Annotated in this window: 19 protein-coding genes; 9 read left to right on the top strand and 10 right to left on the bottom strand. The window is 69.3% G+C overall.

The genetic code is table 11. From position 1 onward, the window contains the following. The first annotated feature begins 133 nt into the window (after nucleotides 1-133). From Q7P21_RS13095 to Q7P21_RS13085, 3 genes are all read left to right on the top strand, one after another. Nucleotides 134-841 carry an SDR family NAD(P)-dependent oxidoreductase gene (locus tag Q7P21_RS13095; protein WP_304177416.1) on the top strand — a complete coding sequence of 236 codons (708 nt, stop codon included), beginning with the start codon at nucleotides 134-136 and terminating at the stop codon, nucleotides 839-841. 79 nt (nucleotides 842-920) lie between these two features. After that, a complete protein-coding gene (locus tag Q7P21_RS13090; RefSeq protein WP_304177414.1) occupies nucleotides 921-1352 on the top strand; it encodes a hypothetical protein in 432 nt (143 codons plus the stop codon). A gap of 205 nt (nucleotides 1353-1557) precedes the next feature. Continuing rightward, on the top strand, nucleotides 1558-2361 hold the full coding sequence (locus Q7P21_RS13085; protein ID WP_304177412.1) for a peptidylprolyl isomerase: 804 nt from the start codon (nucleotides 1558-1560) through the stop codon (nucleotides 2359-2361). A 6-nt stretch (nucleotides 2362-2367) separates the two neighbouring features. On the opposite strand, the gene Q7P21_RS13080 is transcribed toward Q7P21_RS13085, so the two are convergent. The 5 genes from Q7P21_RS13080 to nth form a co-directional block, all read right to left on the bottom strand. Next, the gene (locus Q7P21_RS13080; RefSeq protein WP_304177410.1) at nucleotides 2368-2925 is read right to left on the bottom strand and encodes a hypothetical protein; all 558 of its coding nucleotides are present in this window, start codon (nucleotides 2923-2925) and stop codon (nucleotides 2368-2370) included. Nucleotides 2926-3016: 91 nt separating this feature from the next. Further along, nucleotides 3017-4684: an ATP-binding protein gene (locus tag Q7P21_RS13075; protein ID WP_304177408.1), complete on the bottom strand. Its 1668-nt coding sequence runs from the start codon at nucleotides 4682-4684 to the stop codon at nucleotides 3017-3019. A 110-nt stretch (nucleotides 4685-4794) separates the two neighbouring features. Then, nucleotides 4795-4938 (bottom strand): hypothetical protein, encoded by a 144-nt coding sequence (locus tag Q7P21_RS13070; RefSeq protein WP_304169657.1) that lies wholly within the window; start codon nucleotides 4936-4938, stop codon nucleotides 4795-4797. 92 nt (nucleotides 4939-5030) lie between these two features. Continuing rightward, nucleotides 5031-5939 carry a transcriptional regulator GcvA gene (gene gcvA / locus Q7P21_RS13065; RefSeq protein WP_304169654.1) on the bottom strand — a complete coding sequence of 303 codons (909 nt, stop codon included), beginning with the start codon at nucleotides 5937-5939 and terminating at the stop codon, nucleotides 5031-5033. A gap of 3 nt (nucleotides 5940-5942) precedes the next feature. Then, on the bottom strand, nucleotides 5943-6668 hold the full coding sequence (nth, locus tag Q7P21_RS13060) for an endonuclease III (RefSeq protein WP_304177406.1): 726 nt from the start codon (nucleotides 6666-6668) through the stop codon (nucleotides 5943-5945). A gap of 84 nt (nucleotides 6669-6752) precedes the next feature. On the opposite strand from nth, the gene Q7P21_RS13055 reads away from it, so the two are divergent. After that, the gene (locus Q7P21_RS13055) at nucleotides 6753-7226 is read left to right on the top strand and encodes a DUF2244 domain-containing protein (protein ID WP_304169650.1); all 474 of its coding nucleotides are present in this window, start codon (nucleotides 6753-6755) and stop codon (nucleotides 7224-7226) included. 10 nt (nucleotides 7227-7236) lie between these two features. On the opposite strand, the gene hslU is transcribed toward Q7P21_RS13055, so the two are convergent. Genes hslU through hslV form a run of 4 tightly spaced genes read right to left on the bottom strand, consistent with a single transcriptional unit; the run spans nucleotide 7237 to nucleotide 10382 of the window. After that, entirely contained in the window at nucleotides 7237-8544 is a 1308-nt protein-coding gene (gene hslU, locus Q7P21_RS13050; RefSeq protein ID WP_304169648.1) for an ATP-dependent protease ATPase subunit HslU, read from the bottom strand. A gap of 46 nt (nucleotides 8545-8590) precedes the next feature. Next, a complete protein-coding gene (locus Q7P21_RS13045; protein WP_304177404.1) occupies nucleotides 8591-9445 on the bottom strand; it encodes a DUF4440 domain-containing protein in 855 nt (284 codons plus the stop codon). Beyond that, nucleotides 9442-9834 carry a hypothetical protein gene (locus tag Q7P21_RS13040; RefSeq protein WP_304169644.1) on the bottom strand — a complete coding sequence of 131 codons (393 nt, stop codon included), beginning with the start codon at nucleotides 9832-9834 and terminating at the stop codon, nucleotides 9442-9444. The genes Q7P21_RS13045 and Q7P21_RS13040 overlap by 4 nt, the downstream gene beginning before the upstream one ends. Further along, on the bottom strand, nucleotides 9831-10382 hold the full coding sequence (hslV, locus tag Q7P21_RS13035) for an ATP-dependent protease subunit HslV (RefSeq protein ID WP_304177418.1): 552 nt from the start codon (nucleotides 10380-10382) through the stop codon (nucleotides 9831-9833). The genes Q7P21_RS13040 and hslV overlap by 4 nt, the downstream gene beginning before the upstream one ends. 40 nt (nucleotides 10383-10422) lie before the next feature. Between hslV and Q7P21_RS13030 the strand changes: the two genes are divergently transcribed. Then, a complete protein-coding gene (locus Q7P21_RS13030; protein ID WP_304169641.1) occupies nucleotides 10423-11160 on the top strand; it encodes a molybdopterin-synthase adenylyltransferase MoeB in 738 nt (245 codons plus the stop codon). Between the two features lie 109 nt (nucleotides 11161-11269). After that, a complete protein-coding gene (locus Q7P21_RS13025; RefSeq protein WP_304177402.1) occupies nucleotides 11270-12307 on the top strand; it encodes an alcohol dehydrogenase family protein in 1038 nt (345 codons plus the stop codon). 6 nt (nucleotides 12308-12313) lie between these two features. Here the strand turns inward: Q7P21_RS13025 and Q7P21_RS13020 are convergent, their stop codons facing one another. Then, on the bottom strand, nucleotides 12314-13306 hold the full coding sequence (locus tag Q7P21_RS13020) for a D-glycerate dehydrogenase (RefSeq protein ID WP_304169636.1): 993 nt from the start codon (nucleotides 13304-13306) through the stop codon (nucleotides 12314-12316). Between the two features lie 135 nt (nucleotides 13307-13441). Between Q7P21_RS13020 and Q7P21_RS13015 the strand changes: the two genes are divergently transcribed. The 3 genes from Q7P21_RS13015 to Q7P21_RS13005 all read left to right on the top strand — a co-directional run. Continuing rightward, nucleotides 13442-13933 (top strand): SH3 domain-containing protein, encoded by a 492-nt coding sequence (locus Q7P21_RS13015; protein ID WP_304169634.1) that lies wholly within the window; start codon nucleotides 13442-13444, stop codon nucleotides 13931-13933. Between the two features lie 104 nt (nucleotides 13934-14037). Continuing rightward, the gene (gene fabA, locus Q7P21_RS13010) at nucleotides 14038-14556 is read left to right on the top strand and encodes a 3-hydroxyacyl-[acyl-carrier-protein] dehydratase FabA (RefSeq protein WP_304169631.1); all 519 of its coding nucleotides are present in this window, start codon (nucleotides 14038-14040) and stop codon (nucleotides 14554-14556) included. A gap of 24 nt (nucleotides 14557-14580) precedes the next feature. Then, nucleotides 14581-15449: beta-ketoacyl synthase N-terminal-like domain-containing protein (locus Q7P21_RS13005; protein ID WP_304177401.1), on the top strand; the 869-nt coding region annotated here is incomplete at its 3' end.

Below are 15449 nucleotides of genomic sequence, written 5' to 3'. Positions count from 1 at the left end.
TGGCGCGGCGGCGCATAGGCCTCGTCCATAGATGGCGTCTGACGCAGCTGTTCAATGCATATGATGCGTCTTCCGCCCTATCTGGCGGTTCCGCATGATCCATCCCACCCCACCGATCCCAGGAAGACGCGACATGCCCCATCCCGCCGTGACCAAGACCGTCCTGATCATAGCCGCCTCGCGAGGGCTTGGCCTCGCCATGGTCGAGACCTTTCTGGAGCGCGGCTGGAACGCGGTCGGGACGGTCCGGGCCGGAAGGCGGACCGCCCTGCATGAGCTGGCGGCCAAGCGTCCGGCCCACCTCGAGATCGAGACGGTCGATATCAATGTACCGGATGAGATCGCGGCGCTGCGCGCCCGGCTGGCGGGGCGGCGCTTTGACCTGCTGTTCGTGAACGCCGGGGTGGCCAACGCCCACCCGAACCAGAGCCTCGCCGAGGTCGACACCGACGAATTCGTCCGGGTGATGGTGACCAACGCCCTGAGCCCGATGCGGGTCGTCGAGGCGCTCCAGGACCTCGTGACCCCCACGGGGACGATCGGGGTGATGTCGTCGGGCCAAGGGAGCGTCGCCAACAACACTCAAGGGAAGCGTGAGCTCTACCGGGGCAGCAAGGCGGCCCTGAACACCTTCATGCGCAGCTTCGCGGCGCGCCATGCGGACGGGACGCGGGCCATGGTCTTGATGGCGCCAGGCTGGGTCCGCACCGATCTCGGCGGCCCGGACGCGCCCCTGACCCTCGCGGACAGCGTGCCAAGCCTCGTGGAGGTGCTGATCGCCGCCGAGGGCCAGGCCGGGCTGCGATACCTCGACTATCGGGGACGGACTGTGCCCTGGTGACGACGGGCGGTCGCTGGATGGCAGGGGATGGGTGGATTGCGGGGGTTGGTGGTGCACGGCCAAGCTGCCTAGATGGCCTATGAACTGGAAAGATGTCGTCTCGGAGTTCGAATGGGATGGATCGTGGCGCGACATCTATGTCGTTGGCGCGACCGTCGATGATTGGCAGCGAGTGCTTGACGCGCTGGCGCGGCTATCTCCAAGCCCGACCTTCTACATCGACGGAAAGCCGGCTCCCATGCCTGTCAGCGTCAAATCCCTGTTTGAACAACGCGCCCTGTCAGCCCCCTTACTTAGACTAGAAGTTGGACATGTTGGGCTGAAGAGCCATTTCTTCGACGAGGAAGAGATCGAGTTTGATCTGGACCCCCGTGAGGTCCAAGGGCCCGCCGAGTTAGAGGCGTTGTCGGATTTCATGAGGCTGTTGGCCGATCGGACGGGCAAGGTCGCGACCTTGACTCATGAAAACACCAAGAGCGCAGTGATCTTGGCTGTCGCGCCGGGAGCCTGAATCACACGCTCGCCGGACAGGCTGACAAGGTCCACAACGTTCATTGCCAGCCGATGGACTCGCGCTCGGATCCTGACATTCGCACCCTCGGCCACGACCATGGGTTCCAGAAGCCGGGGGTGGGCGAGGTTCATGCCCATCGCGCGCTCGGGGCTTCAGGAGAGGATAGTTGCGCACGGGTCGCCGAGCGGGCCAAGCTCCTCCCATGCGCACCCTCCTCGCCGCCCTCGCCGCCCTGCCGCTGATCGCCGCCGCTCCGGCCGACTGGCGGCCGCTCGATCCCGCCCAGACCCTGGTGATCGACACGACCAAGGGCCGGGTGGTGGTGGAGATGCGGCCCGACTTCGCACCGCTGGGCGTCGAGCGGATCAAGCTTCTCGCCCGCGAGGGGGTCTATGACGGCCTTCTCTTCCACCGGGTGATCGACCATTTCGTCGACCAGACCGGCAATCCGAACAATCACGACGGCGGGGTCTCGGGCCACCCGGACCTGGCGCCGGAGTTCACCTTCCGCCTCGCGCCCTCCGACCTCGCCGTCGCACGCCGGGCCAGTGACGGAACCTCGGGCTTCATCGGGTCGAGCCCGGTGGAGATGGTCGCCCCATCTGAACTGGCCCGATCCAAGGACGGCAAGCTGCGCGCCTGGGGCGCCTATTGCCCCGGGACCGCCGGCATGGGCCGCCAGGAGGCGCCTGGCAGCGCCAATAGCGAGATCTTCCTCATGCGCGACGCCAGCCGCCGGCTCGACCGCGACTACACGGTCTGGGGCCAGGTGGTGTCGGGCCTGGACGTGGTGCGCGCCGTGGCGGTCGGCGAGCCGCCGGCCAACCCGGACAAGATGATCCGGGTGCGGGTGGCCTCGGACCTGCCGCCCGCCGAGCGGCCGAAGCTGATGGTGATGAACGAAAAAGGCCCGGCCTTCGCCGCCCTTGTCGCCAAGGTCCGCAAAGCCAGGGGCGCCGACTTCAGCGTCTGCGACGTCAGCGCACCGGTGCGGGCGGGGCCCTGACCGGCTTCACGGCTTCCAGACCAGATCGGTCGCCTCTTCCTGACGCTCGCTGGCGCGCGCAGCATTGCGGACCGCCTCCGGGGCCCAGGCCAGGCAGTTGTCGCCATCGGGAAGCAGGCCGGGATAGGGCGCGGCCGTCACCCATTGTTGCGGAGCGCCGTCCGGAACCGTGGGCGGAGGGGGCCCGCAATCCACCGGCCAGAAACTGAGGCGCGTCGCCTGGCCCAGGGCGTTGCGGGCGTGGATGCGGACGCCGTAGTAGAAATAGCCTGGGCCACCCCGGGCCTTGGAAGCCCGAGTCTGGAGGATCAGCGGATCGCCGGGGAACAGACGTAGCTGCGTCCGGCTCCCGTCCTCGTCGATGATCAAGAGCCGCCCGCCCGGACGGATCAGGATACGACCGTCGGACGGGTCGGTCGTGGGGTCAGGGTCTATTGCCCGCCAATTCCCCGTACGGATAGCCGGCAGACCCGTCGCGTCATGGAACAGCGGCTGGTGGGAATAGACCCGGTTACAGCCGCCGAGCAGCAGGGTCAGGCACAGCAGAAGCCCTTGGAAGCGCATGGCGCCCTCCGATCACGGAAGCGTGATCACGCGCCCGCGCGACGAGATCGTCAAGCGACATTCTCGGCGCGTCCGCAGGGGGCGGAAACCTTCAGGCCGCGAGCGCCGCCTCGATGGCGGCGTAGAGTTCGGCCGGCTCGACCGGCTTGGCGATGAAGCCGACCATGCCGGCGGCGGTGCAGGCGGCGATGTCCTCGCAGGCCACAGAGGCGGTAAGCGCCAGGATCGGCGGGCCGCCGGTTCGGGCGGTGAGCAGGCGGGCGGCTTCCAGCCCGCCCATGCGCGGCATGTTGAGGTCCAGCAGGATCAGGTCGAAATCGCCGTCATTGGCGGCGCGCAGGGCCGCCTCGCCATCCGCCACGCAGACCAGCTCGGCGGCGACCGGGCCCAGCATCAGGGCGAAGGCCCGGCGGTTCACCTCGTGGTCGTCGGCCAGCAGGATGCGCAGACCGGCGGGCGGGCGGGCGACGACGTCGACCGCCTCCAGCGGCGGGGCGGCGGCGAAGGGGGCGGTGAAGGTGAAGGCGCAGCCCTCGCCCGGACGGGTCGCCAGGGTCAGGTCGCCGGCCATCAGCCGGGCCAGGTCGCGGCTGATGCTGAGGCCGAGACCCGTGCCGCCGTGGGTGCGGGCCACCCCGGCATGGGCCTGGTGGAAGGGATTGAACAGGCCCTGGGCCTGGTCCGCCGTCAGGCCCGGGCCGGTGTCGATCACCGTCAGGCCAAGCTGGAGCGCGGTGTCGGCGCCGGGCGTGACCGTCACGACCAGGGTGACTGCGCCATCGGTGGTGAACTTGAGCGCGTTGGACAACAGGTTGTTGAGGATCTGGCGGATCCGCACTCCGTCGCCGAGCAGGGCCGGCGGCAGGGCTGCGGCGCCCACGACCTCGAAGCCCAGGCCCCGGGCGCGGGCCTCGGGCGCCCAGAAGGCCTCGGTCTCGGCCAGCAGGCGGCGCGGATCGAAGGGTTCGCAGACCACGGCCAGGCGGCCCGCCTCCAGCTTGGAGAGGTCGAGCAGGTCATTGAGCAGGGTGCGCATCATCCGCCCGGCGTCGTCGATCAGCCGCAGATGGGCGGCGGCTTCCGCCGGGCTCCGGGCCTTGCCGGCCTCGGCCACCCCGGCCAGCATGGCCGAGATCGGAGTGCGCAGTTCGTGGCCGACCAGGGCCACGAAGGCCGACTTGGCCTCGTCGGCCCGCTCGGCCCGGGCCCTGGCGGCGGCCTCGCCCAGCAGGGCGCGAGCCGAGGCCCGCCAGGCCACGAAGGAGGACATGACCAGCAGCGGGTCATTGACCGCCATCAGGAAGACATCGCGCCCCGTCGCCCCTTGCCGCCAGGCGAACCAGGGGATGAGGGCGAGATAGACGGCGCTGGGGATCAGCACCATCAGATAGGCCAGGCCCGAACTGCGGGCGCCGGCCGCCCCGATGGTCAGGGTTCCGGCCAGGAGCGCGATGGCCACCACCGCGCCCCAGACGCCGAAGGTCTGGATCTCGACCAGCACTGGGGCGCCGATGACCGCGTTGGTGATCAGGAGGACGCCGGCGCCGATCCAGCGGGTGCGGACCCGGTCGCCCAGCGCCCACTCCACCCCTTGCATGGCCAGGAACAGGCCGAGCCACAGGACCACGAGCCGAATGTCGACAAAGGCGCCGATGGTGACGCCGGCCAATACGCAGATGCCCACCCGGAAGGGCAGGCTGCGACGCCGATCCGTGAAGATCTGCGCCCACTCGGCATCCGCGGCGAGGGCGGCGGTCATGGCGTCTGCGTTCTCCCACGGAACGGGGAGAGCCTAGGCCTTGCGGGTTAACGGACCAACCCAGGGTCGTCCGCGACGGAATGGCGCAGTCCGGCGCGCCACGTTCGGTTTCACTGGAAGCCGGTTCTCAGGGCGACCATCACCTCCAGGAAAATGGGCAGGCCAAGCAGGAAGGCGAGGATGGTCCAGAAGGCGATCTTCTCGGCCAAACCCTTGACGGGACGGGGTGTGACGGCGGGACAGGCGAGGGTCATCGGGGCGCTCCAAGGCGGGGGTTGACCCCGGCATAGGGCGCTTTCGAGCGACTGCGGACAAACGAGAAGCCCGCCCTTCAGTTGAGCTCAGATCACGCGAAATCGCGCAGGCCGTCCGCCTCGGCCTGGGCCAGGAGCCAGGTCCGGAACCGGCGAATATTGGGCAGATCAGTCCGTTCGGGCAGGCTGAGGGTCCAGTAGCGGGCGGGGCTGGTCAGCGCCAGATCGAAGGGCCGGACCAGCCGGCCGCTGGCCAGGTCGTCCATCACCAGGGCCTGGTGGGCCAGGGCCACGCCGCGCCCGGCCACCACCGCCTCGAGGGTCAGATAGGTGTTGGAGAACCGCGCCCCGCGCTCGTCAGCCGCCCCCTCCACCCCGGCGGCGGCCAGCCAGTCGGACCAGGCCGGCTCTTCCCCGAAGGCGTTGATGTCCTGCATCAGGCTGACCCGGGTGAGATCGGCGGGGGTCTTCAACCCCGCCTGGGCGGCGAAGGCCGGGGTGCAGACCGGGAACAGGCTGGCGCTGGCCAGGGCGACAGCGCTGAGCCCCGCATAGGGGCCCTTGCCATAGCGCAGGGCGATATCCACCCCGTCGCGGGCCAGGTCGACGGCGATGTCGCTGGCCGAGACCCGGATATCGATCTGGGGATGGCGCTCCTGGAACCGATGCAGGCGTGGGGCCAGCCAGCGGACGGCCAGGGACGGGGTGGCGGAGATCACCACGGGGGCGTCGCGGCGGGTGCGGGCCTGGTCCACAGCCTGGGCCATGACCCCCATGCCCTGGCGCACCCCGATCGCCAGGGTCGCCCCGGCCTCGGTCAGGCGGACGGCGCGGTTGAAGCGCTCAAACAGGCGCACGCCCAGTTCGATCTCCAGACCCTTGATCTGGCGGCTGACCGCGCCCGGGGTGATGGCGAGCTCCTCGGCGGCGCGCAGGAAACTGCCCAGCCGGGCGGCGGCCTCGAACACCCTCAGACCGTTGAGCGGCAGGCGGTCGGCCATGGGTCAGGCCGCCTGGCCCCGGGAGGGGCAGAGATCGGCGATCAGGCAGTCCTCGCACCTGGGCCGCCGCGCCACGCAGACATAGCGGCCATGCAGGATCAGCCAGTGGTGGGCGCGGACCAGATAGGGCGCCGGGACCAGGGCCATCAGCTCGGCCTCGACCTGGTCTGGGGTCTTGCCGAAGGCCAGGCCCAGGCGGTGGGCGAGCCGGAACACATGGGTGTCGACGGCGATGGCCGGCTCGATGCGCAGTTCGTTCAGCACCACGCTGGCGGTCTTGCGCCCGACCCCGGGCAGGGCCTGGAGTGCTTCGCGGGTCAGCGGGACCTCGCCGCCATGCTGCTCAATGATGATCCGGGCCGCCGCGATCACGTTCTTCGCCTTGGTGCGGAACAGGCCGATCGAGGCGATATAGGGGATCAGTCCCTCTTCCCCGAGCGCCAGCATGGCCTGGGGCGTATCGGCGGCGGCGAACAGCTTCACCGTGGCCTTGTTGACCTGGACGTCCGTGGCCTGGGCCGACAGCGCCACGGCCACCACCAGGGCATAGGGGCTGTCATAGCTGAGCTCGGTGCGCGGATCGTCGGTCTCGGCCAGGAAGCGGTGGAAGATCTCCTCCACCCGGGCCTGTTCGGCCGGACTGATCTTCCGCACCTTGGCGCGCGCCCGGGGTCCCGCCTTGGCTTTGGGTTTCGGCTTGGGGGCGGCTTTGGCGGGGGCGCGGGGCATGGGGCGACCATGGCGCGGATCGGGCCGCTTCGCCAAGCCAGGGAGATTCCGCTGGGCGCGGTTTGCGGCTAAGATGGTGGCGGCATGGACGACATGGTCTTCATGGACGCTGAGATTCGCCCGCACCGATCCCTGTCGGAGCGGGGGTTCATCATATTGATCTCCATCGTCACCTTCCTCAACTGCTGCTCGGCGGCGGTGTTCCTGGCCATGGGCGCCTATTTCGTGCCGCTGTTCCTGGGGCTCGATGTCCTGGCGGTGCTGGTCGCCTTCCTGGCCAGCTTCGCCTCTGGCCGTCAGATCGAGCGGGTGCAGGTCACCGACCGCAAGGTGCGGGTGACCCACGAGACGCCCAAGTGGTCGAGGGTGGTGTGGGAAAGCCCCACCGCCTTCACCCGGGTCTCGGTCTTGACCGAGGACGACCAGGCCGTGGACGTGCGCCTGGGCCTGTCCGGCAAGGAAGCGCGGGTCGCCGCCGCTTTGAGCCCGCTTGAGCGGGCCGAGTTCGCCCGCGCCCTGCAGGGCGCGATCCAGGACGCCCGCAAGGCGCGGTGGTGAAGGGGCGGCGCTAGAGAATAAACCGGCTCAAGTCGGTGTTCTGGGCCAGGTCCCCGACCCGGGCCTTCACGGTGGCCGCGTCGATCACCACGGTCTCGCCGGAGCGGTCAGAGGCGGTGAAGCTGATCTCCTCCAGCACCTTTTCCATCACGGTCTGCAGCCGCCGCGCGCCGATGTTCTCGACCGCGCCGTTCACCGTGACGGCGGCGTCGGCCAGGGCCTCGATGGCCTCGTCGGTGAAGGTGAGCGTCACGCCCTCGGTGGCCAGCAAGGCCTGCTGCTGGCGGATGAGGTTGGCCTCCGGCTCGGTGAGGATGCGGCGGAAGTCGTCACGAGTGAGCGCCTTGAGCTCCACCCGGATCGGCAGCCGGCCCTGAAGCTCGGGCAGCAGGTCCGAGGGCTTGGCGACATGGAAGGCCCCCGAGGCGATGAACAGCACGTGGTCGGTCTTCACCGGCCCGTACTTGGTGGAGACGGTCGTGCCCTCGATCAGCGGCAGCAGGTCGCGCTGCACCCCCTCGCGGGAGACGTCGGCGCCGCCGGCCCGGTCGGCGCGGCTGGCCACCTTGTCGATCTCGTCGATGAAGACGATGCCGTTGTTCTCGGCCAGATCGATGGCCTCCTGGGTCAGCGCCTCCTGGTCGACCAGCTTGTCGCTTTCCTCGGCGATCAGCGGGGCCCAGGCGGCCTTGACCGTGGTCTTGTGAGCCTTGGTGCGGCCGCCGAAGGCCTTGCCCATCATCTCCGACAGATTGAGCATGCCCATCTGGGCGCCCGGCTGGCCGGGGACCTCGAACATCGGCATGCCGCCCCCGGTGTCGGCCAGGGTCAGCTCGATCTCCTTGTCGTCCAGCTCGCCGGCCCGCAGCTTCTTGCGGAAGCTCTCGCGGGCGGCAGTGGAGCCGGGGCCGGTCAGGGCGTCGAGGATGCGCTCCTCCGCCGCACCCTCGGCCCGGGCGCGGACCCCGGCGCGGCGGCGCTCGCGGACCATGGCCAGGGCGATCTCCACCAGGTCGCGGACGATCTGGTCGACGTCGCGGCCGACATAGCCGACCTCGGTGAACTTGGTGGCCTCGACCTTGAGGAAGGGCGCCTGGGCGAGCTTGGCCAGGCGGCGCGCGATCTCGGTCTTGCCGACGCCTGTGGGGCCGATCAGCAGGATGTTCTTGGGCGTGACCTCGTCGCGCAGCGGCCCCTCGACCCGGCGGCGGCGCCAGCGGTTGCGCAGGGCCACGGCCACGGCCTTCTTGGCCTCGGTGTGACCGACGATGTAGCGGTCGAGCTCGGAAACGATTTCGCGGGGGGAAAACTCGGTCATGACGCCCGATAGATAGGGTGGCCGGGCGAAATCAAGACCCCTCGCCTCAGGGCTTAGGCGCCGGGACCGCGAGAATCTGGTCGAAGACCAGCCGCCAGCCGGCCCGGTCGTGGCGCCAGACCCGGACATAGTGGCCCCGGGCGGGCCCGTCCTTGGCGGCCCAATGGGCGTCGCCATAGGTCCAGGCGAGGTCGCCGGCCATCGAGGTCGAACCGCCCAGGGGCGCAAAGTCCATGGCCTTGGCGCGGGCGGCGAGCTCGGCCTGCACGGCGTCCGGCGTGGTCGCCGGCGCGGCAGGAGAGCCCTGCATGCGGGTCTGGCGCGTCAGCACCGGGGCGTAGGCGGCGGCGAGATCGTCATGGGCCTTGACCGCCAGGGCGGCCTCGGCGGTCTTCACCTGGCTCCAGGCGTGCTCCGGATAGAGCGAGGGGCCCGTGGCCGGGGCGAAATAGACCGGCGCCGACCCTTGAGGCGGGGCGTGGCTGAGGTCGGCGTCGACGCCGCCGTCATAGATCCACTTCCAGCCGCCGTCGGCCTGGCGCGACCAGACGGTGAAGTACCAGGCGTTGGGCTGGCCGTCATAGGTCGAGGGCCCTGAGGTGAAGCCGAGATCGCCGGAGCGCGCGATTCCCGCCCAGACCGGCCACCAGACCAGGGGCTTGCCCGGCCGGTCGGGCCGAGGGCCGTAGAGGTCGTGGGCCTTGACCGGATCAGGGGCGAACAGGATCGCCTCGGGCGCCGACCATTTCAGGAAGCTCTGCTTGATCCCCATCGCCAGGCCGTCGGCGGCGAAGGCGTGCTCGGCCGCGACCACCTGGGCGGGGTCGGCGGGCGCAGGCTTGGCGAAGGCTGCGGGCGCGGCGAGCGCCAGGGCGACAGCGAGGATGGCGGAACGGCTCATCCGCCGATCATGCGCCCCGCCTGGGCGGCTTCCAAGCGGGCGAGTTCGGCGCTCAGGGCCGGCGGCGCCAGCTCCAGGCGAGTGATCCAGTGACCGTCGGGAAAGATCAGCCGGCCGGCGATGGCCTGGCGCTTGAGCTCGGCGATGTCGGCGACGCCGGCGTAGGCCCAGCGCCGCCAGAGCGGAACAGCGATGGCGCGGGTGAGTGCGCCGGCCGCGACCGCCGCCGCCACGGCGGCGAGGCTGAGAGCGATGTGGCTGCGGAAGGCGCCCATGCCAAAGGCCAGGACTGGCGTCCACAATATGCCCATCATGGTCAGCCGGACCGGCAGGCGGACCCGCAGATAGCCGCCATAGATCGCGCGTTCGGGACTGAGCGGCTCGCTCACCCGAGGCTCTCAACCGTCAGCTCGCCATTGGTGTAGACGCAGATCCTGGCGGCTATGCCCATGGCCTTGCGGGCCAGGGCCTCGGCGTCGAGGTCGCCGTCCATCAGGGCCAGGGCCGCGGCCAGGGCGTAGTTGCCGCCCGAGCCGATGGCCGCGCAGCCGGTTTCCGGCTCCAGCACGTCGCCGACCCCGGTGACGGTGAAGATGTTGTCCTGGTCGGCGACCAGCAGCATGGCCTCGAGCCGGCGCAGATAGCGGTCGGTCCGCCAGTCCTTGGCCAGGTCGACGCAGGCCCGCGCCAGCTGGTCGGGATACTGCTCCAGCTTGGCCTCCAACCGCTCGATCAGGGTGAAGGCGTCGGCGGTGGCCCCGGCGAAGCCGGCCAGCACCTTGCCCCCGGACAGCCGGCGGACCTTGCGCGCGTTGCCCTTGACGATGGTTGGGCCCATGGACACCTGACCGTCGCCGGCTATGACGGTCTTGCCGTTCTTGGACACGGCCAGGATGGTGGTCCCGTGCCAGTCCGGAAATGAATTGGTCTGCGACATGGCCGCGATGTGAGCAGGCGACAGGGCGAGGTCAAGACGCATGGCGTTTTCCGATGACGAGGTCGAGCGCTACGCCCGCCACCTGGTGCTGCGCGAGGTGGGCGGTCCAGGCCAGCAGAAGCTGAAGGCCGCCAAGGTGCTGATCGTCGGCATGGGCGGGCTGGGGGCGCCCGCCGCCCTCTATCTGGCCGCCGCCGGGGTCGGGACCCTGGTGCTCGCCGACCCCGATGTGGTCGACCGCTCCAATCTGCAGCGGCAGGTGATCTATTCGGGCGGCGATCTCGGTCGCCCGAAGGTTGAAGCGGCATGTGAGCATTTGCTCGCCTTGAATCCGCACGTCCGAATCGAGACCCGCCAGGTCGCCCTGTCGGCCGAGAACGCCAAGGCCTTCACCGCCGGGGTCGATCTGGTGCTGGACGGCACCGACGACTTCGGCGTGCGGTTCGCGGTCAACGCCGCCTGCGTCGCCCAGGACAAGCCGCTGGTCTCCGGGGCCATCGGCCGCTGGACCGGCCAGGTCGGGGTGTTCCATGGCCAGCCCTGCTATCGCTGCCTCGTGCCGGAAATCCCGCCGGACGCCGAGACCTGCCAGGCGGTGGGCGTGATCGGGGCCTTGGCCGGGGTGGTTGGGTCAATGATGGCGCTGGAGGCGATCAAGCTGATCACCGGGGCAGGGTCGCCGCTGGGCGGGCGGCTGCTGATCTATGACGGCCTGACGGCCCAGACCCGGACGGTGAAGATCGGGGCCGATCCGGCGTGTCCGGTGTGCGGAGGATGAACCCAGGTCGGCGCCCCCTATCCCCATAAACGGGGCGAGGGCCTCAGCCACCGCTTGACGCCCGCCGGGTCAGCGTCGTCCGATGCCCCAAACGGGGAGAGACAAGACCATGAAGGCGTTGTTGTACCAGGGCGCGCGGGACATCCGCTTCGAGAGCTTCCCCGATCCGGAGCTCGCCGACGACCGCGACGCCATCGTGCGGATGAGCAAGTGCGGCATCTGCGGCTCGGACCTGCACATCTATCAGGGCCACGGCTTTTCCGCCGACTTCGGCTTCTGTGTCGGCCATGAGGCGGTGGGCGAGGTCGTCGAGGTGGGGCGGGGCGTCAAGCAGCTGAAGCCCGGCGACAAGGTGATGCTGTCGGCCGCCGTGGGCTGCGGGGCCTGCGCGTCGTGCCTGGCCGGCGAGATCAACCGCTGCGCCAACCATGCCGCCTCATGCTACGGCCTGTCCCATAAGCTGGAAGGCTGCCAGGCCGAGGCGATCCGAGTGCCGGCCGCCGACTTCAATGTCGCCAAGATCCCCGAGGGCCTGACCGAAGACCAGGCCCTGATGTTGACCGACAACCTGCCCACCGCCTGGCACGGCCTGCGCCATGCCGACATCCGCCCGGGCGCGACCGTGGCGGTGGTGGGGCTGGGGCCGATCGGCCTGCTGGCGGTGGAGGGCGCCTTCGTACTGGGGGCGGCGCGGGTGTTCGCCATCGACCTGGTGCCCGAGCGCCGGGCCATCGCCGCATCCCTGGGGGCCATAGCGCTGGACGCCAAGGACGCCCAGGCCCAGATCGCCGAGGCGACCCATGGGGAGATGTGCGAGTCCGTGGTCGAGGCGGTCGGCGCCGACGCCTCCATCGCGCTCTCGCTGAAGATCGCCGGCCGCATGGGCACGGTCTCGGTGATCGGGGTCAATCAGAGCCGCAGCTTCGACTTCCCCATGGGGGTGTCATTCATGAAGAACGTCACCTTCCGGATCGGCACCTGTTCCGTGCCCCGCTGGTGGCCGGAGCTGATCCCGCTGATCCAGGCCGGCAAGTTGAAGCCGGAACGCCACATCACCCACGAAATGCCGCTGTCGGAGGGCGCCGAGGCCTATCGGATGTTCGACGCCCGCGAGGCCGGGGCGCTGAAGATGGTGATGACTTCCTGACCGTCGTCAGAGCATCGCCGTCAGCACCCGGTCGGGGGGCCGGTGGCCATCCATCCAGGTCTTGATATTGATGATCACCTTTTCGCCCATGTCGATGCGCCCCTCGACCGTCGCCGAGCCGAGGTGTGGCAGCAGCACGGCGTTGGGCAGCTTCAGGAGCTTGGGATTGATCGCCGGCTCGAACTCGAACACGTCCAGGCCCGCCCCGCCGATCTCGCCCTTGGCCAGACCCTCGGCCAGAGCGCTCTCATCGATGATCTCACCGCGCGCGGTGTTGACCAGTATGGCGTGAGGCTGAAGCAGCTTCAGCCGGCGCCCTGACAACAGGTGGTAGGTGGCCGGGGTGTGCGGGCAGTTGACCGAGATGATGTCCATCCGGGCCAGCATCTGGTCGAGGCTCTCCCAATAGGTGGCCTCGAGCTCCTCGGCGATGCGCGGGCTGACCGGCTTGCGGTTATGATAGTGGATCGACATGCCGAAGGCGCGCGCCCGGCGGGCGACGGCCTGGCCGATGCGGCCCATGCCGATGATGCCCAGCCGCTTGCCGGTGATGCGGCGGCCCATCATCCAGGTGGGGGTCCAGCCCTTGAAGTCGCCGGCCTGGGCGAGGTTCGCCCCCTCCACGATGCGGCGCGAGACCGCCATCATCAGGGCGAGCGTCAGGTCGGCGGTGTCCTCGGTGAGCACGCCCGGGGTGTTGGTGACCAGGATCCCGGCCTCCGACGCGGCGGCGACGTCGATGTGGTCGACGCCGGCCCCGAAGTTGGCGATCAGCTTCAGCCGCCCGCCAGCGACTGCAGCGGCGATCAGCTCAGCGTCGATCTGGTCGGTGATGGTGGGCGACAGGACGTCGCAGCGGCCGACGGCGTCGAGCAGCGCCGCCCGGGTCATGGGGGCGTCGTCGAGGTTCAGTTCGGTGTCGAAGAGCTCGCGCATCCGCGTCTCCACGGCGTCCGGGAGCTTGCGGGTGACGATGACTTTCGGCTTGCGAGGGGCCATGGGCGGTTCGGCGACTTCCGAAAAGAGCGTTCCTGGGATCAGCGCCTATGGCGCCTTCTTTCCCAACCCTCTAGCAAAGGGGGCATGAACGGCCAAGGACAGGCGAACACGCACGTGCGACGTGCGGGACCGCTGATGAAATTGACGGCGGTGCTCATTTTCGCGAGCCAGACCGCCCAGGCGGCCCCCGCGGACCGGCCGACGCCATCGGGCCTGCCGGTTCCACGCTATGTTTCGCTGAAGTTCGACGAGGTCAACGCCCGCTCCGGGCCAGGCGACGATCACAAGCTTTTGTGGGTCTATCACGTGCGCGGCCTGCCGGTTCAGGTGGTGGCGGAGAATTCCGAGTGGCGGCGCATCTGTGATCCGGAGCGCGGCATGGCCTGGGTGCACAAGCGCACCACCGACGGCCGGCGCATGGTGATCCGCATGCAGGCCGCCCCCCTGCCCCTGCACCGCAGCCCGAAGACCGAATCCCATGTCATCGCCCTGTTGAACGCGCGCGCCATGGCCATACTGGTCCGCTGCGACAAGGCCGGCTGGTGCAAACTGCGGGTCGACGGGGCCAATGGCTGGGCGCCGGCGGCGGACGTGTGGGGTACGGACGAAAAGCCGCAATGTGGCTGAAACCCGCGTCGGCGCGCCCCGCCGAACCGATTTGGGGCCGTTGAGCCCAGAGGCGGGCTCTGCTAGGGCCGTCCCCACCAGACCAAGGCAGAAGAAAGCGGAACATGAGCACCGGCGCCAAGGCTAAGGACCACTACAGCTTCGAGGACCTGCTGGCCTGCGGGCGCGGCGAGATGTTTGGGCCGGGCAACGCCCAGCTGCCCGCCCCGCCGATGCTGCTGTTCAATCGCATCATCAAGATCACCGATGAGGGCGGAGCGCACGGCAAGGGTTATATCGAGGCCGAGTACGACATCAATCCGGACCTGTGGTTCTTCGACTGCCACTTCATCGGCGATCCGGTCATGCCGGGCAGCCTGGGCCTCGACGCCCTGTGGCAACTGGTCGGCTTCTATCTGGGCTGGATCGGCGGCAAGGGTCGCGGTCGGGCCCTGGGCTGCGGCGAGGTCAAGTTCGGGGGCGAAGTCACCACCAGCATCAAGAAGGTGACCTACAAGATCGAGATGAAGCGGGTGATCAACCGCCGTCTGGTCATGGGTATCGGCGACGGTGTGCTGGAAGCCGACGGCGTCCCGATCTATTGGGCGGAAGACCTTCGGGTCGGACTTTATCAACGGCCGTAGAAGCCGGTATCCGGGGAGGAAAGCATGCGTCGTGTCGTCGTCACGGGAATGGGGATCGTTTCCTCGATCGGCAATAATTCGAACGAGGTGCTGGCTGCGTTGCGGGAAGCCCGCTCGGGGATCATCACCGCGCCGGATTACGCCGAGCTCGGCTTCCGCAGCCAGGTCCACGCCGCGCCCCAGATCGACTGGGAATCCATGGTTGACCGGCGCGCCGCCCGGTTCCTGGCCCCCGGCACGGCCTATGGCCACATCGCCATGGAGCAGGCGATCGCCGATTCCGGCCTTGAGGAGTCCGAGGTCTCCACCGAAAGCACCGGCCTGATCGTAGGCTCCGGCGGGCCCTCGACCCGCACCATCGTCGAGGCCGCCGCCACGACCCGCGAGAAGGGCCCCAAGCGCATCGGTCCGTTCGCGGTGCCCAAGGCCATGAGCTCCGGCCCCTCGGCGACGCTCTCCACCTGGTTCAAGATTCGCGGCCTGAATTTCTCGATCTCCTCGGCCTGCGCCACCTCGGCCCACTGCATCGGGGTCGGCTATGAGCAGATCCAGATGGGCAAGCAGGACATCGTGTTCGCCGGCGGTACGGAGGAGCTCGACTGGACGCTGTCGAACCTGTTCGACGCCATGGGCGCCATGAGCTCCAACTTCAACGACCGGCCGGCCGTGGCCAGCCGAGCCTATGACCAGGACCGCGACGGCTTCGTGATCGCCGGCGGGGCCGGGATCCTGGTGCTGGAAGAGTACGAGCACGCCAAGGCCCGTGGGGCCAAGATCTATGGCGAGATCATCGGCTACGCCGCCAATTCCGATGGCCACGACATGGTCGCCCCCTCCGGCGAGGGCGCAGCCCGCTGCATGAAGCTGGCCATGGCCGGCCTCGGCGGTCGCAA

Origin of the sequence: Phenylobacterium aquaticum (assembly GCF_947378715.1) — a bacterium.
Classification (GTDB): Bacteria; Pseudomonadota; Alphaproteobacteria; order Caulobacterales; family Caulobacteraceae; genus Phenylobacterium; species Phenylobacterium aquaticum_A.
Note: the sequence above shows the minus strand (reverse complement) of the source record. Positions and strands in the feature narration are given on the sequence as shown.